General features: G+C 65.5%; 19 protein-coding genes. 11 read left to right on the top strand and 8 right to left on the bottom strand.

From position 1 onward, the window contains the following. Positions 1-73 precede the first annotated feature (73 nt). Positions 74-1,792 carry a bifunctional diguanylate cyclase/phosphodiesterase gene (locus NOM55_RS10185; RefSeq protein ID WP_255908480.1) on the bottom strand — a complete coding sequence of 573 codons (1,719 nt, stop codon included), beginning with the start codon at positions 1,790-1,792 and terminating at the stop codon, positions 74-76. A 171-nt stretch (positions 1,793-1,963) separates the two neighbouring features. Here NOM55_RS10185 and sbcB point away from each other — a divergent pair, with 171 nt between their 5' ends. Next, a complete protein-coding gene (sbcB, locus tag NOM55_RS10180) occupies positions 1,964-3,406 on the top strand; it encodes an exodeoxyribonuclease I (RefSeq protein WP_255908479.1) in 1,443 nt (480 codons plus the stop codon). Positions 3,407-3,471: 65 nt separating this feature from the next. On the opposite strand, the gene NOM55_RS10175 is transcribed toward sbcB, so the two are convergent. From NOM55_RS10175 to NOM55_RS10165, 3 genes are all read right to left on the bottom strand, one after another. Next, complete coding sequence (locus NOM55_RS10175; RefSeq protein WP_255908478.1) at positions 3,472-4,659, bottom strand: diguanylate cyclase; 1,188 nt, start codon at positions 4,657-4,659, stop codon at positions 3,472-3,474. A 178-nt stretch (positions 4,660-4,837) separates the two neighbouring features. Next, a complete protein-coding gene (alr, locus tag NOM55_RS10170; protein ID WP_255908477.1) occupies positions 4,838-5,908 on the bottom strand; it encodes an alanine racemase in 1,071 nt (356 codons plus the stop codon). Between the two features lie 8 nt (positions 5,909-5,916). After that, positions 5,917-7,224 carry a D-amino acid dehydrogenase gene (locus NOM55_RS10165; protein ID WP_047965985.1) on the bottom strand — a complete coding sequence of 436 codons (1,308 nt, stop codon included), beginning with the start codon at positions 7,222-7,224 and terminating at the stop codon, positions 5,917-5,919. A 193-nt stretch (positions 7,225-7,417) separates the two neighbouring features. On the opposite strand from NOM55_RS10165, the gene NOM55_RS10160 reads away from it, so the two are divergent. After that, complete coding sequence (locus NOM55_RS10160; RefSeq protein WP_370687874.1) at positions 7,418-7,894, top strand: winged helix-turn-helix transcriptional regulator; 477 nt, start codon at positions 7,418-7,420, stop codon at positions 7,892-7,894. Positions 7,895-8,001: 107 nt separating this feature from the next. Here NOM55_RS10160 and NOM55_RS10155 read toward each other — a convergent pair whose 3' ends face one another. The 3 genes from NOM55_RS10155 to NOM55_RS10145 form a co-directional block, all read right to left on the bottom strand. Further along, positions 8,002-9,144: an acyl-CoA dehydrogenase family protein gene (locus NOM55_RS10155; RefSeq protein ID WP_255908476.1), complete on the bottom strand. Its 1,143-nt coding sequence runs from the start codon at positions 9,142-9,144 to the stop codon at positions 8,002-8,004. Between the two features lie 10 nt (positions 9,145-9,154). Further along, positions 9,155-10,339: an acetyl-CoA C-acyltransferase gene (locus NOM55_RS10150; RefSeq protein ID WP_255908575.1), complete on the bottom strand. Its 1,185-nt coding sequence runs from the start codon at positions 10,337-10,339 to the stop codon at positions 9,155-9,157. 112 nt (positions 10,340-10,451) lie between these two features. Further along, positions 10,452-10,859 (bottom strand): MerR family DNA-binding transcriptional regulator, encoded by a 408-nt coding sequence (locus NOM55_RS10145; protein WP_120811183.1) that lies wholly within the window; start codon positions 10,857-10,859, stop codon positions 10,452-10,454. Between the two features lie 211 nt (positions 10,860-11,070). Between NOM55_RS10145 and NOM55_RS10140 the strand changes: the two genes are divergently transcribed. The 7 genes from NOM55_RS10140 to NOM55_RS10110 all read left to right on the top strand — a co-directional run bounded on the left by NOM55_RS10140 (position 11,071) and on the right by NOM55_RS10110 (position 19,480). Next, complete coding sequence (locus NOM55_RS10140) at positions 11,071-11,919, top strand: 3-hydroxybutyryl-CoA dehydrogenase (protein ID WP_255908475.1); 849 nt, start codon at positions 11,071-11,073, stop codon at positions 11,917-11,919. 304 nt (positions 11,920-12,223) lie between these two features. Further along, positions 12,224-14,206 (top strand): AMP-binding protein, encoded by a 1,983-nt coding sequence (locus NOM55_RS10135; RefSeq protein ID WP_255908474.1) that lies wholly within the window; start codon positions 12,224-12,226, stop codon positions 14,204-14,206. After that, entirely contained in the window at positions 14,203-14,991 is a 789-nt protein-coding gene (locus NOM55_RS10130; RefSeq protein WP_047965980.1) for an ABC transporter ATP-binding protein, read from the top strand. The genes NOM55_RS10135 and NOM55_RS10130 overlap by 4 nt, the downstream gene beginning before the upstream one ends. A gap of 205 nt (positions 14,992-15,196) precedes the next feature. Beyond that, complete coding sequence (locus tag NOM55_RS10125; protein WP_047965979.1) at positions 15,197-16,084, top strand: branched-chain amino acid ABC transporter permease; 888 nt, start codon at positions 15,197-15,199, stop codon at positions 16,082-16,084. Positions 16,085-16,087: 3 nt separating this feature from the next. Beyond that, positions 16,088-17,152 (top strand): branched-chain amino acid ABC transporter permease, encoded by a 1,065-nt coding sequence (locus NOM55_RS10120; protein ID WP_047965978.1) that lies wholly within the window; start codon positions 16,088-16,090, stop codon positions 17,150-17,152. Between the two features lie 98 nt (positions 17,153-17,250). Then, complete coding sequence (locus tag NOM55_RS10115) at positions 17,251-18,558, top strand: ABC transporter substrate-binding protein (RefSeq protein ID WP_047965977.1); 1,308 nt, start codon at positions 17,251-17,253, stop codon at positions 18,556-18,558. A gap of 103 nt (positions 18,559-18,661) precedes the next feature. Next, a complete protein-coding gene (locus tag NOM55_RS10110) occupies positions 18,662-19,480 on the top strand; it encodes an ABC transporter ATP-binding protein (protein WP_047965976.1) in 819 nt (272 codons plus the stop codon). A 21-nt stretch (positions 19,481-19,501) separates the two neighbouring features. Here NOM55_RS10110 and NOM55_RS10105 read toward each other — a convergent pair whose 3' ends face one another. Next, a complete protein-coding gene (locus tag NOM55_RS10105; protein ID WP_255908473.1) occupies positions 19,502-19,702 on the bottom strand; it encodes a hypothetical protein in 201 nt (66 codons plus the stop codon). On the opposite strand from NOM55_RS10105, the gene NOM55_RS10100 reads away from it, so the two are divergent. Both NOM55_RS10100 and NOM55_RS10095 read left to right on the top strand, forming a co-directional pair. Beyond that, complete coding sequence (locus NOM55_RS10100) at positions 19,701-20,936, top strand: phenylacetate--CoA ligase family protein (RefSeq protein WP_255908472.1); 1,236 nt, start codon at positions 19,701-19,703, stop codon at positions 20,934-20,936. The two genes, NOM55_RS10105 and NOM55_RS10100, sit on opposite strands and share 2 nt — an antisense overlap. Before the next feature lie 265 nt (positions 20,937-21,201). Next, positions 21,202-22,701, top strand: coding sequence for a CoA-acylating methylmalonate-semialdehyde dehydrogenase (locus NOM55_RS10095; RefSeq protein WP_255908471.1), 1,500 nt, complete (start codon positions 21,202-21,204; stop codon positions 22,699-22,701). Positions 22,702-22,941: the final 240 nt, after the last annotated feature.

Here is a 22,941-nt window from a genome sequence, read left to right as displayed (position 1 = left end):
ACAACAAAACGCCCGTCACTTTCCGTGACGGGCATTTTGCCATGGTGCCGCAGCCAGACCCGCGCACGGTGGATCAGGCCAGCGAGGCCCTGGGCATCGCCGCGTAATAGCAGTAGCCGTTGCGCCCCGCCTTCTTCGCCGCGTACATCGCCTGGTCGGCATTGCGCTGCAACACGTCGATATTGTCGCCGTCCTGCGGGAACAGCGTGATGCCGATGCTGGCCGACACGTACACCTGCTCGTCGCCAAGGCAAAACGGTGCGGCCAACCTTTGCAGCACCTGCTGCGTCACCCGCTCCAGCGACTGCTCCGAGTCCATGTCGCTGATCACGATGGTGAACTCGTCGCCGCCGAGACGGGCCACGGTGTCGGTCTCGCGCAGGCAGCCCAGCAGCCGCAGTGCCGCCTCTTTCAGCAGCAGGTCGCCGGCGCGATGGCCGAGGGTATCGTTGACTTCCTTGAAGTGGTCCAGATCGATGAACAGCAGGGCGAGCTGGCCATTGCTGCGCTCGCTCTTGCGCAGCTCCAGCGCGAAGCGGTCGAGGAAGCGGTGACGGTTGGGCAAGCCGGTCAGCGAGTCAAAGTTGGCCTGCTCCCAGATCAGCTGCGCCGACTTCTTCTTTTCGGTGATATCGCGGAACGACACCAGGCAATGCGGCACCGCGGCGATTTCCACCGCCGTCACGATCCACTCGGCGTCGAACTCGCTGCCGTCGCGGCGCAGGTGGCGCCACTCGAAACGGCGCGCCGGACTATCGCTGTCGGGATGCAGATAGCTGCCCAGCAATTGCCGCGACGACACACCGCCATCCTGCCGCAGCGGCGACAGCGCCTCCAGCGACAGCCCGGTCAGGTCGGCCTGCTCGCAGTGAAAGATCTCCGCCGCCGCCTGGTTGCAGTCAACGATGATCTGCCCGTGCAGCACGAAAATACCGTCGCCGGACGCGTCGAACAGCACACGGTAGCGCCGCTCGCTGTCGCGCCACGCCGCCTCGGCGCGGACCAGTGCAGTCAGGTCGATATCGAGGCAGAACAAGGTCAGCCCGCTCTGCGGCGACTCCACCATGGCGTGGCTGGAATAGACCTGCACGATATGGCCATCCTTGTGCTGCAGCCCGAGGCGGGCGGCAGGCACGCCGCGCCGCTCTCGGAACATCCACGCCACCTCGGCCTCGACGTGCGTCCTGGCCGGCGGCGGGATGATCAGCTCGAACAGGGTGCACCCCAGCGCCTCGGCGGCGCTATAGCCGTACAACGCTTCCGAGGCGTGGTTCCAGTACAGCACGGTGCCATCCGGCGCGTAGCCCTGGATCGCCAGTGCGTCAGTGTTTTCGAAAATGGCACGGAAACGGTCCTGGCTGGCGCGCAAGGCCAGATCGCTGAGGTATTGGCGGGTAATGTCGCGCGCGGTGCCGAGCACGCCGAACACGCCGTCCTCGGCCTGCAGCGGCGTGGTCACGATCTCCAGCAGGATCCGCTGTCCGTCTTCCGCGGACACCAGCCACTGCTGGCTGGACAACGGTTCTTCCGCCGCCAGTGCGGCGATGTCGGCCTGGCTCAGTGCCGCCGCCTGTTGAGGCCCCAGCACCATGGTATCGCTCTGGCCGATGATGGCCTGGCGGCTGACGCCGGCAAAGGCCTCGAAGCGGCGGTTGCAGGCCAGGTAACGCCCGGTGGCATCCTTCAGCCAGGCCATGTCCGGCAGCTGTTGCACCAGCCACAACAGCCCCTGCTGCCGCGACAACAGCAACTGGATGTCCGCCGTGGCCAACTTGTCCGGTATCTGCGTCATAGGTCACCGACAGCGCGGGGTTGATCGGCGCGGGCCATGACTGCACAGCAGCATGAGCCGCCATTCAGAATAGGAGGGAAATCGTCATAGTGCCATGCGCCCGAGCGGCGCAAGGTTGGCCGCAAGCAGCCGCAGTGCGACAATCACGCTTTTAGTGGATGCGAAACCAGCATGTCAGCCCCGACCTTCTTCTGGCACGACTACGAAACCTTTGGCGCGGTGCCGCGCAGTGACCGCCCGGCGCAGTTTGCCGGCATCCGCACCGATGCCGAGCTCAACGAAATCGGCGAGCCGGTGATGCTGTACTGCCAGCCGGCCCGCGACTACCTGCCGGCGCCGGAAGCCTGCCTGCTCACCGGCATCACGCCGCAGCGCTGTGCCGAGCTCGGGGTCCCGGAGCAGCAGTTTGCCGCCGCCATCGAACGCGAGCTGGCCGAGCCCGGCACCATCGGCGTCGGCTACAACTCGATCCGTTTCGACGACGAAGTCACCCGCTTCCTGTTCTGGCGCAACCTGATCGACCCCTACGCCCGCGAGTGGCAAAACCGCTGCGGCCGCTGGGACCTGCTGGACGTGGTACGCGCCACCTACGCGCTGCGCCCGGAAGGCATCAACTGGCCGCGCCACGAGACAGGCCTGCCCAGCTTCAAGCTGGAACACCTGACCGCCGCCAACGGCCTGATCCATGATGCCGCCCACGATGCGCTGTCCGACGTGCGCGCCACCATCGCGCTGGCACGACTGATCCGTGACAAACAGCCGCGGCTGTTCGCGTTCTGCCTCAGCCTGCGGCAAAAGGATGCGGTGCGCCACCAGCTGCAGCTGCATCAGCCGGTGCCACTGATTCACGTCTCCGGCATGTTCGGCGGCGAGCGCGGCAATCTGGCGCTGGTGTGGCCGCTGGCGGAACACCCGAGCAACAAGAACGAGGTGCTGGTCTGGGATCTGGCGCACGATCCGCGCGAACTGCTGGCGCTGGATGCGGCCAACGTTCGCCGCCGGCTGTTCACCAAGAGCAGCGAACTGGCGGAGGGGGAAAGCCGGCTGCCGATCAAGAGCATCCACATCAACAAGTCGCCGTTCGTGATCAGCGACCTGCGCGTGCTGCGCGCGGAACGGGCGCAGCAGCTGGGCATCGACATGGACAGCGTGCAGCGCCATGCCGCCCATGCGCAGGCACTGCCCGACCTCGCGGTGCTGTGGCGCGAGGTGTTCCGCCGCGAGCCGGGCGAGACACCGGATGTCGATGAAAACCTGTATGGCGGCTTTGTCTCCAACCAGGACCGGCGCACCCTCAACCGCCTGCGCGGTCTGTCGGCACCGGCGCTGGCCGCCGCGCGCGAAAGCTTCGACGACCCGCAGCTGCAACGCCTGCTGTACCGCTATCGCGCGCGCAACTTCCCCGACAGCCTCAGCGCGGAAGAGCGCCAGCACTGGCAGCTGTGGTGCGCGCGCAAGCTGCACCTGGGCACGCCGCCGGGGCGCACCTTTGCCGCTTTCCAGCAGGAAATCGCCACACTGCGCGATGGCGCCGATGCGCAGCAGCTGCTGATTCTGGAACAATTGCAGCAATGGGGCGAGCAGCTTGACGCCCAGCTCCCGCCACCGGTCTGATCTGATACGGCGGCCCCAAAGCAAACGCCCCCGCATGCGGGGGCGTTGTCGTGACAGCCGGCGACTCAGGCCAGGGCCGGCTGCAGGTTCGGCGCCGGTTCGCTGGCGGTGATGACGCGGTTACGGCCCTGCTGCTTGGCGGCGTACATGCGCTGGTCAGCGATCTCGATCAGCTGGCGCCAGTCGTTGCAGCCCTCCTCCAGCATGTCGGCAACGCCGATGCTGGCGGTCAGCGGTGTCTGGTCCGGCCGCAGGCCGAAGCCGTTGCGACGCAGGCGCTGCAAAGCGTGCATCGCCTGGCGGCAATCGATGTTCGGCAGCAGCAGCAGGAATTCCTCGCCGCCCCAGCGCACCAGCACGTCGCCCTTACGCAGGCCCTGGGTCAGCGTCTGCGCAAACTGCTTCAGCATGACATCGCCCTGCTGGTGGCCGAACTGGTCGTTGATCGCCTTGAAATGGTCGATGTCGATGAAGGCTACCGAAAATGGGCTGCCGCTGCGGCTGGCCAGGATGAACTGCAATTCCAGCACCTCCTCGCCGCTGCGGCGCGAAAAGGCACCGGTCAGCGGGTCGCGCACCGCCTGCTGCACCAGCGCGATCATGAACGCCAGCTGGCAGACGCCGGCCAGTGCCGCCACGCCGGCGATCAGCCCCTGCAGCCAGAACGCGCCCCAGAACGACGGCCAGTCCACCACCGAGAACTGGAAATAGCCGGCGGTGACGTGCGCCACCAGGATCGGCGCGGCAAAGATCACGCTCTCCAGCAGCGTCAGCGGGAAAATGGCGAAACCGGCCAGCAGGATGAACGGCAGGAAGGCATAACCAGTGCCGACCGCGGCCGAGGCGCCGGTGAGCTGGTAGTGCGTCAGCAGCACGTAGGACACCACGTAGAACAACGTGGGGATGGCAAACAGCATCGCCATGCCGCGCCAGGCGTTGAACAGCGTCACCTCCGGCCGGTAACAGTAGACGATGAAGGCGAAACAGCCGGTGGCGCCCAGCCGCAGCAGCGCCAGTTGCCACGCCAGCGGATTGGGCAGCACCAGCAGATCGACGAACATCCACAGCGGGGTCAGCACCGCAAACAGGCTGGCAAACAGGCGCACCCGGTTCAGGATCATCTGCGCGCGACGATTGCTCATCAGCGGCATGTGATGCTGCGGCGTCACCAGCCAGCTGGCTTCGTTCGGGTTCAGCTCGCCGGGCAACAAGCCCAGCAGTTTGACCCAGGTCGTGGAATGGAAAATGGTCATGGGCTCCGCAAGCAGGCAGAAGACGTCGAGAAGCCATTATCATGACACAGGCGGTGCACTCGTTTGCCAAATATCAAGCCGCCGCCAGATTTCCGTTACATTTCGCGACATTGTCGCCAGCAAAAATGCCCGGCACGAAGCCGGGCATTTTTCAGTGCACGCACCGTGTCGGTCGCGCTCAGTCCAGATACTGCAAGTGTGCCCGTTTCACGTTGCACAGCAGCTCGTAGCTGATGGTGCCGGCATGGGCGGCCACGGCATTGACGCTGACCTGCTCGCCCCACAATTCCACCTCGCTGCCGATACCGGCCTGCGGCAGGTCGGTCAGATCGATGGTGATCATGTCCATCGACACACGGCCGATGATGCGGCTGTGCTGGCCATCGACCGCCACCGGGCTGCCGGTGGACGCCAGCCGCGGATAACCGTCGGCATAACCGCCGGCGATCAGGCCGACGCGGGTCGGCCGCGTGGTGACAAAACTGGCGCCGTAGCCGACCGGCTCGCCGGCGGCCAGCTCGCGCACGCCGAACACGCGGCTGGCGAGCCGCATTACCGGCTTGAGGCCAACGTTGGCCGCATGGCCGTCCGGCAGCGGCGTCGAGCCGTACAGCATGATACCGGGGCGGCCCCAGTCGCGGTGCGCGTGCGGGTGGATCATGATGCCGGCGGAGTTGGCAACGCTGCTGTCGCCAGGCAAACCGGCGGTGGCGGCATCGAAGGCGGCCAGCTGCAGGGCGGTGGCGTCGCAGCCCGGCTCGTCGGCACGGGCAAAGTGCGTCATCTTGACGATGGCGTCGGCCTTGCCGCTTGCGGCCAACCTTTGATAGGCGGCGGCGTAATCGGCGGGGAAGAAACCGGCGCGGTGCATGCCGGAATCCATCTTCAGCCACACGCGGTACGGGTGCTCGGCCGGCGTCGCCAGCAGCATGTCCAGCTGCTCGCGGTTCTGCACCACCAGCCACAGCCCGTGCGCCTGCACCTCGGCCAGCTCGGCCGCTTCGAACACGCCTTCCAGCAGCAGGATCGGGCCGCTAATGCCGCCTGCACGCAGCTGCAGTGCCTCTTCCAGGCAGGCCACGGCAAAGCCGTCGGCGACATCGGCCACCGCCTGCGCACAGCGCACCGCGCCGTGACCGTAGGCATTGGCCTTCACCACCGCCAGCGCGCGGCCTCCGTGCTGCTGGCGCGCCAGCAGGTAATTGTGACGAAAATGATCGAGACGGATAGTTGCAATCAACGGACGCATGATCTTCCTTATACGTTGGCCGCAAGCGGGCGCGACATCGGCACCACCAGCGTCTCGCCGCCTTTGGCGTAACGCTGCATCGACAGGCCGTCGATCAGGATTTCCGGCTGCGTGCCGGTGATCAGGTCGGCCAGCACCTTGCCGGAGCCGGCGCTCATGGTCCAGCCCAGCGTGCCGTGGCCGGTGTTCAGCGACAGGTTGGCAAAGCGGGTGCCGCCGATGATCGGCGTGCCGTCCGGCGTCATCGGACGCAGGCCGGTCCAGAATTCGGCACGCGACACGTCGCCGCCGTCCGGATACAGGTCGGTGACCACCATTTCCAGCGTGGCGCGGCGTTTCGGGTTCAGGCTCAGGTCGAAGCCGGCCAGCTCGGCCATGCCGCCGACGCGGATGCGGTCGTCGAAGCGGGTGATGGCGATCTTGTAGGTCTCGTCCAGCACGGTGGACACCGGTGCGCCCTTGGCGTTGGTGATCGGCACCGTCAGCGAGTAGCCCTTCACCGGGTACACCGGGATGTCGATGCCCAGCGCCTTCACCATCTCGCGCGAGTAGCTGCCGGTGGCGACCACGTAGTGATCGGCGGTCAGACGCTCGCCGTCGACGCGCACGGCGGTGACCTTGTCACCGTAGTGCTCGATGGCCTCGATGCTCTTGCCCCACAGGAACTTGACGCCGATCGCCGCCGCCATCTCCGCCAGGTGCGAGGTGAACAGCTGGCAATCGCCGGTGTCGTCGTTGGGCAGGCGCAGGCCGCCCTTCAGCTTGTGCTTGGTCTTTTTCAGCGCCGGCTCGACACGGGCGCAACCGTCGGCATCCAGCACCTGGTACTCCACGCCGCACTCCTTCAGCACCTCGATGTCCTTGCCCATCGCGTCCACCTGCTGCTGGCTGCGGAACAGCTGCAGCGTGCCACCGGTACGGCCTTCGAAGTTGAGGCCGGTCTCGGCCGTAAGCTCGCGGATCTTGTCGCGGCTGTACTCGGCCAGGCGCATCATGCGGCCCTTGTTGATGTTGTAGTCCTGATAGTTGCAGTTGGCGAACATGCGCGCCATCCACTCCCACTGGTAGGTACTGCCGTCAACGCGGATCGCCAGCGGCGCGTGCTTCTGGAACAGCCATTTGGCCGCCTTCAGCGGGATGCCCGGCGCCGCCCACGGTGCGGCATAGCCCGGAGAGATCTGGCCGGCGTTGGCGAAGCTGGTTTCCAGCGCCGGGCCGGGCTGACGCTCGATCACCGTCACCTCCACGCCTGCCTTTGCCAAATACCATGCGGTCGAAATACCGATAACGCCGCCGCCAAGCACGATTACTTTCATGATCTCTCCTGCCAGTTATGCTGTCTCATCAGGCCGGAGCCTGTTTTTCCGGGATCCAAAAGCGCATTTGCACTTTCAGTGAATTTGCGTAGTATATTGATTGCAAGACAGTTTTTTCAACTTAGTTACAGCTAAACGGCAGTCAACTTACCTGTTAATCGGTGGTTATTTAGTGAAAACGCAGCGCAGCAATTTGAACCTGTCCCGCCAGCTGGACCGCATCGACCGCAAGATCCTGTTGCACCTGCAGGAAAACGGCCGCATCGCCATGACCGAGCTGGCGGAAAAAGTCGGCCTCTCCACCACCCCGTGCACCGAGCGCGTGCGCCGGCTGGAGCGCGAAGGGGTCATTGAAGGCTATCACGCGAAACTGAACCCGCAAGCGCTGGGCGCCAGCCTGCTGGTATTTGTCGAGATCAAGCTGTCGGCCAAGTCCGGCGACATTTTCGACGCCTTCCGCCGCGAAGTGCAGAAGCTGCCGGACGTGCTGGAGTGCCATCTGGTATCCGGCGAGTACGACTACCTGCTGAAGGTACGGCTGCCGGACATGTCGATGTACCGCAACATCCTCGGCGACATCCTGCTGAAGCTGCCGCAAGCCAACGAATCGCGCAGCTATGTGGTGATGGAAGAAGTGAAGGAAACCGGCATCCTGCCGATCACGCTTTAGCCCGGCGGCGCGCGGCGGCGGCCGCAAGGTTGGCCGCAAGCGGCTGAGCAATAAAAAAGGCCGCAGCATGCGCTGCGGCCAACCCTAACAACGACCCACTCAAAAAATCAGCGTATTTCGTCTTCCAGCGCACGCGCGATCACCAGTTTCTGCACGTCGGAAGTCCCTTCATAGATCTGCGCCACGCGTACATCGCGGTAGATGCGCTCCAGCGGGTAGTCGGACAGGTAACCGTAACCACCCAGCGTCTGGATCGCCGCCGAGCACACCGCCTCGGCCATCTCGGACGCCACCAGTTTGGCCATGCTCGATTCCTTCAGGCAGGGCTTGCCGGCATCCTTCAGCGCCGCCGCGTGCCGCACCAGCTGCCGCGCCGCTTCCAGCCGCGCCGCCGCTTCAGCCAGGCGGAAACCGACCGCCTGATGGCGGATGATGGCCTGGCCAAACGTCTGGCGCTCGGTGGCGTAGCGGGTGGCAAACTCCAGCGCCGCGCGCGCCATGCCCAGGCACTGTGCAGCGATGCCGATGCGGCCGGACTCCAGATTGGCCAGCGCGATCCTGTAGCCCTCGCCTTCCTTGCCCAGCAAATGACTGGCCGGCACGCGCACGTTGTCGAACACGATCTGGCAGGTGTCGGACGCATGCTGGCCTAGCTTGTCTTCCACCTTGGCCACGGTGTAGCCGGCGGCCGTGGTCGGCACCAGGAAGGCGCTGATGCCCTTCTTGCCGGCGGCCGGATCGGTGACCGCGAACACGATGGCGACATCGGCATGCTTGCCGTTGGTGATGAACTGCTTGACGCCGTTGATCACGTAGTCGTCGCCGTCGCGCACCGCGCGGCTGCGCAGCGCGGCGGCGTCGGAGCCGGCATCCGGCTCGGTGAGGCAGAACGCCGAGATCCACTCGCCGCGCGCGATCGGGCGCAGGAAGGTGTCCTTCTGCCAGTCGTTGCCGAAGCGCTCGATCGGCCCGCAGCCCACCGAGTTGATCACCGAGATGATGGTGGACAGCGCGCCGTCACCGGCGGCGATCTCCTCGATCACCGCGGCCAACGTCACGTAGCCCAGCCCGGCACCGTCCCACTGCGGCGCCACGGTCAGGCCGAAGCAGCCCAGCTCGCCCAGGCCCTGCAGTGCCTGGCGCGGAAAGCTGTGCGCCTTGTCCCAGGCGGCGGCGTGCGGGGCGATTTCGCCCTGCACAAAGTCGCGCACCGCATCGACCACCTGTTCCTGTTCTGTCGTCAGCAGCATGGTCCGCCCCTTACACCAGTTCCAGCGCCAGCGCGGTGGCTTCGCCGCCGCCGATGCACAGGCTGGCGACGCCACGCTTCAACCCGCGCGCCTGCAGCGCCGCGATCAGCGTCACCACGATACGCGCACCGCTGGCGCCGATCGGGTGCCCCAGCGCGCAGGCGCCGCCGTTGACATTGACCTTGGCGTGCGGCAGGCCCAGATCATGCATCGCAGCCATGGTCACCACTGCAAACGCCTCGTTGATTTCGAACAGGTCGACGTCGTCCACCGTCCAGCCGGCCTTGGCCAGAAGCTTCTGCATCGCGCCCACCGGCGCGGTGGAGAACCACGCCGGCTCGTGGGCGTGGGTGCTGTGGCCGACGATGCGTGCCAGCGGCGTCAGGCCGCGGGCGGCGGCTTCGCTCTCGCGCATCAGCACCAGCGCGGCGGCGCCGTCGGAAATGGAGCTGGCGTTGGCCGGGGTCACCGTGCCGTCCTTCTTGAACGCCGGTTTCAGCGTCGGGATCTTGTCGAGATTGGCTTTCAGCGGCTGCTCGTCCTCGGCCACCACTTCCTCGCCCTTGCGGCCAAGCACGGTCACCGCCGCGATCTCGCTGCTGAACGCACCGCTGGTGATCGCGTGCTGGGCACGGGTCAGCGACGCGATGGCGAACTCATCCTGCGCCGCGCGACTGAAACCGTATTTTTCCGCGCACAACTCGGCGAACACGCCCATCAGCTTGCCCTTGTCGTAGGCGTCTTCCAGGCCGTCGAGGAACATGTGGTCCTTCAGCTCGCCATGGCCGAGACGCAGGCCGCCGCGCGCTTTCGGGATGATGTAGGGCGCGTTGCTCATGCTTTCCATGCCGCCGGCCACCATCACCGTGTTGCTGCCCGCCTTGAGCAGGTCGTGCGCCAGCATCAGCGCCTTCATGCCGGAGCCGCACATCTTGTTGATGGTGGTGGCACCCGCCGCCAGCGACAGCCCGCCCTTGATCGCCGCCTGCCGCGCCGGGGCCTGGCCCTGGCCGGCCGGCAGCACGCAGCCCATGATCACTTCTTCCACCGCTTCCGGCGCCACACCGGCGCGCGCCACCGCGGCCCGGATCGCCACCGCGCCCAGCTCGCTGGCGCTGTGGCCGGACAGGCTGCCCTGAAAACCGCCCATCGCGGTGCGCGCCATTCCGACAATCACAATTGCATCGTTCTGCATCATCCGGTTCCTCTGCGGTGAAATATACGTTTACGTTAACGTAAACTAACCACAAAAAACAAGCCGCATCGCAGCGGCTGTGGCACAAACACAAAAACCGGCCGGCGCCGGGCTACAGATCGGGCAACCCGCCGGTGCGCTTTTCCATCCACTGCTCGCACTGGCCGCGCAGCTGGCCGATTTCCTTTAGCACCAGCTGGATGTCGTCCAGCTGCTGCAACAGCTGCCGCTCGCGCCGCGACAGGATGTCGACGAATTTCATCAGCTGCGGCTCGTCGGTGTTGGCCGCGTCGTACAGCTCGAACAACTCGCGGATCTCCTGCAGCGACAGGCCGATGCGCTTGCCGCGCAGCGTCAGCATCAGCCGCACCCGATCGCGCCGCGAATAGATGCGGCGCTGCCCCTTGCGCTCCGGCGTCAGCAGGCCCTCGGCCTCGTAAAATCGGATCGCCCGGGTGGTGACATCGAACTCCTGCGCCAACTCGGAAATGCTGAATGTACGATCAGCAGTGACAACCACGGCAACCCCCTTGCTTAACTGTCCAGATAATCGGCTCTTGTCGGCCACCCGCAATTGTAATACGGCCGGCCCCTGCCGGACATCCGGCAACGCCCTGCGCCGGCAACAAAGCACACCGGCTGCGCCACAATTCCGTGCCCTTGCTATCACTTTAGTTGACGTTAACGTAAACTGGAAATAATTTTAGAGCACCCCAACCAGGAGAACAGCGATGGAATTCAAGCAGATTGGCGTCATCGGCGCCGGCACCATGGGCAACGGCATTGCCCAGGTCTTTGCCCAGGCCGGCTTTAGCGTGGTGATGGCCGACGTCAGCGATGCCGCCGTGGCGCGCGGCCTCGCCAGCATCGGTAGCAGCCTGGCGCGACTGGTGAAGAAAGGCGTGCAGACCGAAGCCGGCGCCAGCGAAGTACTGGCACGCATCCAAGGCCGCACCGGCCTCGCCGCGCTCGGTGATTGCCAGCTGGTGATCGAGGCCGCCACCGAGAACGCCACCATCAAGGAACAGATTTTCCGCGAACTGGCCGGCATCGTCGGCCCCGACACCATCCTCGCCAGCAACACCTCGTCGATCTCGCTGACCACCATCGCCGCCTGGGTGCCGCAGCCGCAACGGGTGATCGGCATGCACTTCATGAACCCGGTGCCACTGATGCAACTGGTGGAGATCATCCGCGCGCTACAAACCGACGACGCCACCCACGCCGCCATCCACGCACTGAGCCTGCAGCTGGGCAAGACGCCGGTGACGGTGAAGGACGGCCCTGGCTTTGTGTCCAACCGCGTGCTGATGCCGATGATCAACGAAGCCGCCTTCGTGCTGTACGAAAACCTGGCCACCGCCGAGGACATCGACACCGTGATGAAGCTGGGCATGAACCACCCGATCGGCCCGCTGGCGCTGGCCGACCTGATCGGGCTGGACACCTGCCTGTCCATCATGGACATCCTGCACCGCGAGTTCCGCGACTCGAAATACCGCGCCTGCCCGCTGCTGGTGCAACTGGTCGCCGCCGGCCATCTCGGCCGCAAATCCGGCAAGGGCTTCTACGCCTACTGAGCCGTTTCACCTGCAAAATCAGTCACTTCCGTCACACGGCGCCCGCCGCTGTGACGGAAGCACAACATGACGCAACGCAGTAAACCCGCCTTTCATAAAAACCCTTTGCATAAAACCGAGCGCTTGCTTTAGCTTAGTCACACCAAGTTGACGTTTACGTCAACGCAAAGGCCACAAGCCTTCCGCATTCCCACTGGCCACAAGCCTGTCTGATTTTACCCGGCATCACCCCCGCCCGTTCCCGGGCCACGCACCACCCGTGGCAGCCTGCTGCCGCCCCAAAAATACAAGAGGAGACACGAGAATGGCCAAGCCTGAAACTGTCCGCCCCGCCATCGCGCATGGCCACACGGCAGACACGTTCCCCAAGCTGCTGCTGGCGCATGCCCAGCAACGTGGCGCGCGCCCGGCAATGCGTGAGAAAGACCTCGGCATCTGGCAGACCTGGAGCTGGCAGCAAGTGGCGACCGAAGTCCGCGCCCTCGCGCTCGGTCTTGCCAGCCAAGGCTTCAAGCGCGGCGACCGTCTGGCCGTGATCGGTGACAACCGCCCGCGCCTGTACATGGCGATCATGGCGGCGCAGTGCCTGGGTGGCGTGCCGGTACCGCTGTACCAGGATTCGGCGGCGGAAGAGATGGTGTTCGTGCTGTCCGATGCCGAAGTGGTGATGGCGGTGGTCGAGGACCAGGAACAGGTCGACAAGCTGCTGGAAATCCGCGACCGCCTGCCGACGCTGCAGGCCATCGTCTACGACGACGCGCGCGGCCTGCGCCACTACCAGCACAGCGGCCTCTACGACATCGCCGAAATCCTCGGCGCCGGCCGCGTGCAGCACGACGAGCACCCGCAGCTGTTCCAGAACATGGTTGACCTCGGCCGCGGCAGCGATCCGGCGATCATGCTGTACACCTCCGGCACCACCGGCCACCCCAAGGGCGTGCTGCACACCAACGACAGCATGATCATCACCGCGCGCAATGCGGCCAACCTTGAGGGTCTCACCGAGCACGAGGAAGTACTGGCCTACCTGCCGATGGCGTGGGTGGGCGACAACCTGTTCTCCTACGCGCAATCGATGGTCACCGGTTTCTGCGTGTCCTGCCCCGAGTCCAGCGACACGGTGATGACCGACATGCGCGAGATCGGGCCGACCTACTACTTCGCCCCGCCACGCGTGTACGAGAACCTGCTGACCCAGGTGATGATCCGCATGGAGGACGCCGGCCGCCTCAAGTACCGGATGTTTCACTACTTCATGGATCACGCCCGCCGCGTCGGCACCGCCATCCTGGAAGGCAAGCCGGTCGGCTTCTGGGACCGCGTCGGCTACAAGCTGGGCGAACTGCTGGTCTACGGCCCGGTGAAGAACGTGCTCGGCTTCACCCGCCTCAAGCTCGCCTACACCGCCGGCGAGGCCATCGGCCCCGAGCTGTTCGACTTCTACCGCGCCCTCGGCGTCAACATCAAGCAGCTGTACGGCCAGACCGAAGCCTACGTGATGGTGTGCGTGCACCCTAACGACAAGGTCAAGCCCGACACCGTCGGCGTGCCGGTACCGGGGGTGGAAGTGAAGATCGCCGACAGCGGCGAGGTGCTGTTCCGCGGCCCCGGCACCTTCCACAGCTACTGGAAGCGTGACGACGCCACCGCCGAGACGCGCAACAGCGAAGGCTGGGTGCACAGCGGCGACGCCGGCTTCTTCGACGAGGACGGCCACCTCAAGATCATCGACCGCGCCAAGGACGTTGGCCGCATGAACTGCGGCAGCCTGTTCGCGCCGAAATACCTGGAAAACAAGCTGAAATTCTTCCAGCAGATCAAGGAAGTGGTCGCCTTCGGCGACGGCTGCGACTACGCCACCGCCTTCATCAACATCGACCTGATCGCGGTCGGCAACTGGGCGGAAAAACGCGGCCTCGCCTACACCGGCTACACCGACCTCGCCGGCCAGGAGCCGGTGTACGAGCTGATCCGCGAGTGCATCGAGAAGATGAACGCCGACCTCGCCACCGACCCGCGGCTGGCCGGCAGCCAGATCAGGCGCTTCCTGATCCTGCACAAGGAGCTGGACGCCGACGATGGCGAGCTGACCCGCACCCGCAAGGTACGCCGCAAGTTCATCGCCGAACGCTACGCGCCGCTGATCGCGGCCCTCAACAGCGACGCGCGCGACTGCACCATCGACGCACAGGTGAAGTTCGAGGACGGCCGCAGCGGCAACATCCGCGCCACGGTGAAAATCCGCGACGCCAAGACCTTCCCCGCCACCGCCAAGGAGGCTGCATGAACCCGCACCGCAAAATCGGCGACGTCATCCTGCAAGCCGAAGCCATCTCGCTGTCGTTCGGTGGCGTCAAGGCGCTGACCAATATCAGCCTGGAAGTGCGCGAGCACGAAGTGCTGTCCATTATCGGCCCCAACGGCGCCGGCAAGAGCTCGATGCTGAACGTGATCAACGGCGTCTACCACCCGCAGCAGGGCCGCGTGATCTACCGCGGCGAGGCCCGCAGCAAGATGCGGCCGCACGAGGCGGCACGCCAGGGCATCGCGCGCACCTTCCAGAACATCGCGCTGTTCAAGGGCATGAGCGTGCTGGACAACATCATGACCGGCCGCAACCTGAAGATGCGTTCCAACTTCATCCAGCAGGCGCTGTACTGGGGCCGCACCCAGCGCGAGGAGATCGCCAACCGCGAGCAGGTGGAAAAGATCATCGACTTCCTCGAGATCCAGCACATCCGCAAGACGCCGGTCGGGCGTCTGCCCTACGGCCTGCAAAAGCGCGTCGAGCTGGCGCGGGCGCTGGCCGCCGAGCCGACGCTGCTGCTGCTGGACGAGCCGATGGCCGGCATGAACGTGGAGGAAAAGCAGGACATGTGCCGCTTCATCCTCGACGTCAACGACGAGTTCGGCACCACCATCGTGCTGATCGAGCACGACATGGGGGTGGTGATGGACATCTCCGACCGCGTGGTGGTGCTCGACTACGGCAAGAAGATCGGCGACGGCACCCCGGACGAGATCCGCGGCAACGCCGACGTGATCGCCGCCTACCTCGGCACCTCCCACTAATCGCCGTTAGGGCACTTCGAAAAACCGTCGCGAGCCAGTCGAGTGCAAGGCGCAGCGCCCGCAGCGACCGAGTTAGTACAAGGCGTACAGCGAGGGAGCGAGGACGATGCAACGCAGCAATCGGCTGGCGCAGCAGGTTTTTCGAGGTACCCGTTAACGCCGCGTGCGGCCAACGTTGGCCGCAATATCAGGCAAGGAGCAAGACATGGAATGGCAGTTTTTCCTTGAGGTGCTGGTGGGCGGCCTGCTCGCCGGCGTGATGTATTCGCTGGTGGCGCTGGGTTTCGTGCTGATCTACAAGGCCTCCGGCGTGTTCAACTTTGCGCAGGGCGCGATGGTGCTGTTTGCCGCGCTGTCCTTTGTCTCGATCCAGGCGATGGGCGTGCCGTTCTGGCTGGCGCTGCTGCTGACGCTGGCACTGATGGTGCTGCTCGGCGTCGGCATCGAGCGGGTGGTGCTGCGGCCGCTGGTCAACCAGCCGCCGATCACGCTGTTCATGGCCACCATCGGCCTGTCCTTCTTCCTCGAAGGGCTGGCGCAGATGGTGTGGGGCACCGACGTGCACGGCCTGGAGCTGGGCATCGCCGACGAGCCCTTCGATGTCGGCGGCGTGTTCATCTCCAAGTTCGACCTGTTCGCCGCCGCGGTCGGCGGCACGCTGGTGGCGGCGCTGGCGCTGTTCTTCAGCAAGACCAAGCTGGGGCGCGCGCTGCGCGCGGTGGCCGACGACCACCAGGCGGCGATGTCGGTCGGCATTCCGCTGAAGCACATCTGGGCCATCGTGTGGGGCGTCGCCGGTTTCGTGGCGCTGGTCGCCGGCCTGCTGTGGGGCTCGCGTCTGGGCGTGCAGTTCGCGCTGACACTGGTGGTGCTGAAAGCCTTGCCGGTGCTGATCCTCGGCGGCTTCACCTCGGTGCCGGGCGCCATCATCGGCGGCCTGATCATCGGCGCCGGCGAGAAGCTGGCCGAGGTGTACCTGGGGCCGTTCGTCGGTGGCGGCATCGAGAACTGGTTCCCCTACATGCTGGCACTGCTGTTCCTGCTGGTGCGTCCGGAAGGCCTGTTCGGCGAAAAACATATCGAGAGGGTGTAAACCATGTTCTACCGTGAATCGGGTCAGTTCAAGAGTTCCTACGCGGCGGATTCCGCCATCCTCACCATCGCCCAGGACCGGCTGTTCATCGCCGCCCTGCTCGCGCTCGCCTTCGTGGTGCTGCCGGGCCTTGGCAGCGACTACCTGCTGTCCGGCATCCTGATCCCGTTCCTGATCCTGTCTCTGGCGGCGCTGGGGCTGAACATCCTCACCGGCTACGCCGGGCAGCTGTCGCTGGGCTCGGCGGCGTTCATGGCGGTGGGCGCGTTCGCCACCTACAACTTCATGCTGCGCATGCCGGGCATGCCGCTGCTGCTCGCCATCTTCCTCGGCGGCCTGATGGCGGCACTGGTCGGCGTCGCCTTCGGCCTGCCGTCCCTGCGCATCAAGGGCTTCTACCTGGCGGTGGCGACGCTGGCGGCGCAGTTCTTCATCGAGTGGGTGTTCACCAAGTTCGGCTGGTTCACCAACTACAGCAGTTCCGGCGTGATCTCGGCACCGCCGATGCAGGTGTTCGGCATCGCCATCGACACCCCGGCCAGCAAGTACCTGCTGACGCTGTCCATCGTGGCGTTGATGGCGCTGGCGGCGAAGAACATGGCCCGCGCCAGCATCGGCCGCGCCTGGATGGCGATCCGCGACATGGACGTCGCCGCCGAGGTGATCGGCATCCCGATGCTGCGCACCAAGCTGCTCGCCTTTGCCATCAGCTCCTTCTACTGCGGCGTCGCCGGCGCGCTGTACGCCTTCGTGCTGCTGGGCACCGTCGATGCGCAGGCCTTCGACCTGCACCGCTCCTTCCAGGTGCTGTTCATGATCATCGTCGGTGGCGTCGGCAGCATTCTCGGCTCCTTCCTCGGCGCCGCCTTCATCGTGCTGCTGCCGATCTGCCTCAACCTGCTGGGTCAGGCCTTCCACGACACCATCAGCACCCAGTTCCTCGCCAACCTGGAAATGATGCTGTTCGGCGGCCTGATCATCTTCTTCCTGATCGTCGAGCCGCACGGCCTCGCCCGGCTGTGGCAGATCGCCAAGGAAAAACTGCGCGTATGGCCGTTCCCGCACTGACGCGCCTGCAACGACCTGAAAGTTGGCCGCAAGGTTGCGGCCAACCGATGCATGACCCCAAGCAGCACCACAACAGAGAAAGACCAGGAGACATCACCATGAACAAAACCGCTGTTGCCGTATCGCTCGCCCTGTTGACCGTTGCCGGTGTGGCCCAGGCCGCCGACCAGTTCATTCCGATCCCCAGCTACCGTGTTGGTGCCTACGCCTCCGGCGGCGCCAAGTTCTACGGCGGCATGATCGACTACCTCAACTACGTCAACATGAAGGAAGGCGGCGTCGGCGGCGTCAAGCTCACCTACGAAGAGTGCGAGACCGAGTACAAGAACGACCGCGGCGTGGAGTGCTACGAACGCCTGAAGGCGAAAAACGGCGGCGCCTCGGCGTTCAACTTCATGTCCACCGGCATCACCTACGCTACCATGGACCGCGCCGAGAAGGACAAGATTCCGCTGATGACCATGGGCTTCGGCCGCGCCGATGCGCAGGACGGCCGCGCCTTCAAGTACGTGTTTCCGCTGATCACCAGCTACTGGAGCCAGGCCACCGCCAAGGTGCAGTTCCTCGGCCAGCGCGTCGGCGGCATGCAGAACCTGAAGGGCAAGAAGATCGTCAACCTGTATCACGGCTCCGCCTACGGCAAGGAAACCATCCCGGTGCTGGACGCGATGGCGAAGAAGTACGGTTTCGAACTGCAGCACGTGGAAGTGCCGGCGCCCGGCACCGAGCAGCAGTCGCAGTGGCTGGAAATCCGCCGCGCGCGTCCCGACTTCGTGCTGCTGCGCAGCTGGGGGGTGATGACGCCGGCGGCGCTGAAATCGGCGCAGAAGGTCGGCTTCCCGCGTGAAAACATCGTCGCCAACTGGTGGGGCGGCTCGGAAGAAGACGCCATCGCCGCCGGCGACGCCGCCAAGGGCTATATCGCCGGCAGCTTCGCGCTGGACGGCAGGCAGTTCCCGGTGATCCAGAACATTGAGAAAACCGTGTACGGCGCCGGCAAGGGCAATCTCTCCGACAAGGGCTTCATCGGCACCGTCAACTACAACCGCGGCGTGGTCAGCGGCATCCTGATGGTGGAGGCGATCCGCGCGGCGCAGAAGAAATACGGCGCCAAGACGCTGGGTGGCGACCAGATCCGCTGGGGCATGGAAAACCTCAACATCGACGCCAAACGGCAGCAGGAACTGGGCGTGACCGACATGTTCCCGCAGGTGAAAACCAGCTGCCAGAACCACGAAGGCAGCGGCTACACCCGCTTCATGCAGTGGGACGGCAAGGACTGGAAGCCGGTCTCCGGCTGGATCAAGGCCGACACCGGCGTCACCCTGCCGCTGATCAAGGCCTCGGTCGACAAGTACAGCCAGGAAAAGAGCATGAAGCTGCGTGACTGCGCCGCCGAGAAGTAATGCCGCCGGCACCGGCCGCGCCGCCCTGGCGCGCGCCGGCGCCTGCCGACCTCACTGCTGACCCGGCCGGGGTTCCGCCCCGGCCCTCACGGAGCCTACGCCCATGCAAGCCACCGCAACGCCTTACCTGCTGTCGGTCAACAACATCGAAGTGATCTACAACCACGTCATTCTGGTGCTCAAGGGCGTGTCGCTGGACGTGCCGGAGGGCCAGATCGTCGCCCTGCTCGGCGCCAACGGCGCCGGCAAGAGCACCACGCTGAAGGCGATCTCCAGCCTGCTGCGCTCCGAGCGCGGCGACATCACCAAGGGCACCATCGAATACCGCGGCCAGCGCATCGACCACGGCACCCCGGACCAGCTGGTGAAACAGGGCGTGATCCAGGTGATGGAAGGCCGCCACTGCTTCGGCCACCTCACCGTCGAGGAGAACCTGCTCACCGGCGCCTACACCCGCGCCATCAGCCGCAGCGAGATCAAGCTGGCGCTGGAGCGCATCTACCACTACTTCCCGCGGCTGAAGACACGGCGCCAGAGCCAGGCCGGCTACACCAGCGGCGGCGAGCAGCAGATGGTGGCCATCGGCCGCGCGATGATGGCCGACCCGAAGATGATCCTGCTCGACGAGCCGTCAATGGGACTGGCACCGCAGATCGTCGAGGAGATCTTCGAGATCGTGCGCGAACTGAACCAGCAGGAGAACGTCAGCTTCCTGCTGGCGGAACAGAACACCAACGTCGCGCTGCGCTACGCCCACTACGGCTACATCCTGGAAAACGGCCGCGTGGTGATGGACGGCAGTGCCGACGAGCTGCGCAGCAACGAGGACGTCAAGGAGTTCTACCTCGGCCTCGGCGGCGAAGGCCGCAAGAGCTTCCGCGAGGTGAAACACTACCGCCGCCGCAAACGCTGGCTGGCGTGAGGTTTTTGCCAAGACAAGACGCTAAAACCCTTTTTGCCACGGAATCCACTGAAGAACACAGACAAAAACACTAGGCCCGATACCTGCAGAACGCGACAAACACTCGCGATGCTTGCGACTTGATTCACCGTTTTTGTTTTCTTCCGTGTTTTCCGTGGCAAAAAATTCTTTGCCTTTTGTAGCGAAAACAGACACCTGGCTCATCACAGGAATACCGCTCATGCCCTATCTCGACACACTGGAAACCCGCGCCCCTGCCGCAAGGTTAGCCGCACAGCTGGCCGCGCTGCCGGCGCAGATCGCCCACGCCAAGGCGCACAGCCCCGCCTACGCCGCGCTGCTCGCCGACATCGAGCCGGCCGGCATCACCAGCCTGGCCGCGCTGGCCGCCCTGCCGCTGACACGCAAGTCGGCGCTGATCGCCGCGCAACAGGCGGCGCCACCGTTCGGCGGCTTCGCCGCGCTGGCACCGGGACAGGCGGCACGGCTGTTTGCCTCGCCCGGCCCGATCTATGAGCCGCAAGGCCACGGCGACGACTTCTGGCGCCTCAGCCGCGCGCTGTACGCCGCCGGGGTGCGCGCCGGTGACTTGGTGCACAACGCCTTTTCCTACCACTTCACCCCCGGCGGCTTCATGCTCGATGCCGGCGCCCGCGCGCTCGGCTGCGCGGTGTTTCCCGCCGGCCCCGGCCAGACCGAGCTGCAGGTGGCGGCGCTGCGCGACCTCGGCGCCAGCGCCTACACCGGCACGCCCTCGTTCCTGAAGCTGATCCTGGAAAAGGCCGACCAGCTCGGCATCGCACTGCCGTGCCTGAACAAGGCGCTGGTCAGCGGAGAGGCGTTGCCGGCCAGCCTGCGCGCCTGGTTCGCCGCGCGCGGCATCGCCGTGCTGCAGTGCTACGCCACCGCCGACCTCGGCCTGATCGCCTACGAAACCGCGCCGGACCAGGGCATGGTCATCGACGAGGGCGTGCTGCTGGAAATCGTACGCCCCGGCAGCGGCGAGCCGCTGCCGGCCGGCGAGATCGGCGAGGTGGTGGTCACCAGCTTCAACAGCGACTACCCGCTGCTGCGCTTTGCCACCGGCGACCTGTCGGCGCTGATCGACACCCCGTCGCCGTGCGGCCGCAGCAACCAGCGCATCCGGGGCTGGCTCGGCCGCGCCGACCAGAGCACCAAGGTCAAGGGCATGTTCGTGCACCCGGAGCAGGTGCACACGGTGACGCAGCGCCACCCGGCGGTGCAGCGCGCACGGCTGGTGGTCACGCAGGAGCAGCACCTTGATGTGATGACGCTGCACGCCGAAGTCGGCGATCAGCACGACAGCGACCTTGCGGCCAACCTTGCCGCCACCCTGCGCGAGGTGTGCAAGCTGCGCGGCGAGGTGGTGCTGTGCGCGCCCGGCAGCCTGCCCGCCGACGGCAAGGTCATCGCCGACGAGCGCAGCCTGGCCTGAATGCCGTACCAGCCCGGGCCGGCGGCCGCACTTTCGCCGCCGGCAGCGGTCTATTGAGACAGACGACAGGCAATACCAACCGCCGCCTGTACCCGCCACGCAACAGCCTGGCAGCACGGTTTGCGCTGCTTGTAGTGCGCCCTTCAAAAAACCAAGCGCTTGCTCTAAATTGAGATTAAATTGACGTTTACGTCAACGTTCACTAATTATCTAACACCACGGCTACCAGCCGCACACGCCACGCCGCCCGCAAAGGAGAAACACCATGTCGCACCTGCCCACCGTCAAGCTGCTGATCAACGGCGAATTCGTCGAATCGACCACCAGCGAATGGCGTGACGTGATCAACCCGGCCACCCAGCAAGTGCTGGCGCGCGTGCCGATGGCCACCGCCGCCGAGGTGGCCGCCGCCGTCGCCGCCGGCAAGGCCGCGTTCAAGAGCTGGAAGAAAACCCCGATCGGCACCCGCGCCCGCATCTTCCTCAAGCTGCAGCAGCTGATCCGCGAACACATGAAGGAGCTGGCCGCCATCCTCACCGCCGAGCAGGGCAAGACGCTGGCCGATGCCGAAGGCGACGTGTTCCGCGGCCTGGAGGTGGTCGAGCATGCGGCCAACATCGGCAGCCTGCAGCTGGGCGACTACGCCGAGAACGTCGCCGGCGGCGTCGATACCTACAGCGTGATGCAGCCGCTGGGCGTCTGCGCCGGCATCACCCCGTTCAATTTCCCGGCGATGATCCCGCTGTGGATGTTCCCGATGGCCATCGCCACCGGCAACACCTTCGTGCTGAAGCCGTCGGAGCAGGACCCAATGGTGACCATGCGCCTGGTCGAGCTGGCACTGGAAGCCGGCGTACCGCCGGGTGTGCTAAACGTGGTGCACGGCGGCGCGGAAGTGGTGAACGCCATCTGCGACCACCCCGACATCAAGGCGATTTCCTTCGTCGGCTCCAGCAAGGTCGGCACCCACGTCTACAATCGCGCCAGCCTGAACGGCAAGCGCGTGCAGTGCATGATGGGCGCCAAGAACCACGCCATCGTGCTGCCGGACGCCAACAAGGAACAGGCGCTGAACCAGCTCACCGGCGCCGCCTTTGGTGCCGCCGGCCAGCGCTGCATGGCGCTGACGGTGGCGGTACTGGTCGGCGACGCGCAAGCGTGGATCCCCGATCTGGTGGCCAAGGCCAGGACGCTGCAGGTCGGCCCCGGCAATACCAACCCCGACATCGGCCCGCTGATTTCCTGCGCCGCCAAGGACCGCGTCGCCACGCTGATCGCCAAGGGCGTCGAGCAAGGCGCCACGCTGGAGCTGGATGGACGCAGCGTCAGCGTGGCCGGCTTCGAGCACGGCAACTTCGTCGGCCCCACCATCTTCAGCGGCGTCAAGCCGGGGATGGCGATCTACGACCAGGAAATCTTCGGCCCGGTGCTGTGCCTGATGGCCGCCGACAGCCTCGACGAGGCCATCGACATCATCAACGCCAACCCCAACGGTAACGGCACCGCCATCTTCACCCAGAGCGGCGCCGCGGCGCGCCACTTCCAGGAGGAGATCGACGTCGGCCAGGTCGGCATCAACGTGCCAATCCCGGTGCCGGTGCCGCTGTTCTCGTTCACCGGCTCGCGCGCATCCAAGCTCGGCGACCTCGGCCCCTACGGCAAGCAGGTGGTGCTGTTCTATACCCAGACCAAGACCGTCACCAGCCGCTGGTTCGACGACGACGCCAGCAGCGGCAAGGTGCACACCACCATCGCGCTGAAGTAAGGGCATGTTCACGATCTTGCGAGCCAGAGCGAGACAAGGCGAAAACGGCTGAGGAAGCGGAGTTGACATGGGGTCAATGAGCATTCCGAAGGCGTACTCACCGTGTAACGTTTCACAAAGCGCAGCAGATCGTGACAGGCTCTAAGGGTAACGTTGGCCTCCCCCACCCCGTGCCCGCTGCACGGCGTGGCCGGCGGCCATCCCGGCCAGCCCGCGCCACAAGCGCGGCGGCCGGCGAAG

It is taken from the genome of Vogesella sp. AC12, assembly GCF_024437575.1.
Lineage (GTDB): Bacteria > Pseudomonadota > Gammaproteobacteria > Burkholderiales > Chromobacteriaceae > Vogesella > Vogesella indigofera.
This window is presented reverse-complemented; position numbering and strand designations above follow the sequence as displayed.

What these genes read in the sequence shown, in the direction of transcription:
- NOM55_RS10100 (WP_255908472.1), top strand. Translation starts at nt 19,701, where the DNA reads ATGCCCTATCTCGACACACTGGAAACCCGCGCCCCTGCCGCAAGGTTA.
- NOM55_RS10095 (WP_255908471.1), top strand. Translation starts at nt 21,202, where the DNA reads ATGTCGCACCTGCCCACCGTCAAGCTGCTGATCAACGGCGAATTCGTC.
- NOM55_RS10140 (WP_255908475.1), top strand. Translation starts at nt 11,071, where the DNA reads ATGGAATTCAAGCAGATTGGCGTCATCGGCGCCGGCACCATGGGCAAC.
- NOM55_RS10150 (WP_255908575.1), bottom strand. Translation starts at nt 10,339, where the DNA reads ATGCAGAACGATGCAATTGTGATTGTCGGAATGGCGCGCACCGCGATG.
- NOM55_RS10185 (WP_255908480.1), bottom strand. Translation starts at nt 1,792, where the DNA reads ATGACGCAGATACCGGACAAGTTGGCCACGGCGGACATCCAGTTGCTG.
- NOM55_RS10115 (WP_047965977.1), top strand. Translation starts at nt 17,251, where the DNA reads ATGAACAAAACCGCTGTTGCCGTATCGCTCGCCCTGTTGACCGTTGCC.
- NOM55_RS10135 (WP_255908474.1), top strand. Translation starts at nt 12,224, where the DNA reads ATGGCCAAGCCTGAAACTGTCCGCCCCGCCATCGCGCATGGCCACACG.
- NOM55_RS10125 (WP_047965979.1), top strand. Translation starts at nt 15,197, where the DNA reads ATGGAATGGCAGTTTTTCCTTGAGGTGCTGGTGGGCGGCCTGCTCGCC.
- NOM55_RS10175 (WP_255908478.1), bottom strand. Translation starts at nt 4,659, where the DNA reads ATGACCATTTTCCATTCCACGACCTGGGTCAAACTGCTGGGCTTGTTG.
- sbcB (WP_255908479.1), top strand. Translation starts at nt 1,964, where the DNA reads ATGTCAGCCCCGACCTTCTTCTGGCACGACTACGAAACCTTTGGCGCG.
- NOM55_RS10165 (WP_047965985.1), bottom strand. Translation starts at nt 7,224, where the DNA reads ATGAAAGTAATCGTGCTTGGCGGCGGCGTTATCGGTATTTCGACCGCA.
- alr (WP_255908477.1), bottom strand. Translation starts at nt 5,908, where the DNA reads ATGCGTCCGTTGATTGCAACTATCCGTCTCGATCATTTTCGTCACAAT.
- NOM55_RS10130 (WP_047965980.1), top strand. Translation starts at nt 14,203, where the DNA reads ATGAACCCGCACCGCAAAATCGGCGACGTCATCCTGCAAGCCGAAGCC.
- NOM55_RS10110 (WP_047965976.1), top strand. Translation starts at nt 18,662, where the DNA reads ATGCAAGCCACCGCAACGCCTTACCTGCTGTCGGTCAACAACATCGAA.
- NOM55_RS10105 (WP_255908473.1), bottom strand. Translation starts at nt 19,702, where the DNA reads ATGAGCGGTATTCCTGTGATGAGCCAGGTGTCTGTTTTCGCTACAAAA.
- NOM55_RS10120 (WP_047965978.1), top strand. Translation starts at nt 16,088, where the DNA reads ATGTTCTACCGTGAATCGGGTCAGTTCAAGAGTTCCTACGCGGCGGAT.
- NOM55_RS10155 (WP_255908476.1), bottom strand. Translation starts at nt 9,144, where the DNA reads ATGCTGCTGACGACAGAACAGGAACAGGTGGTCGATGCGGTGCGCGAC.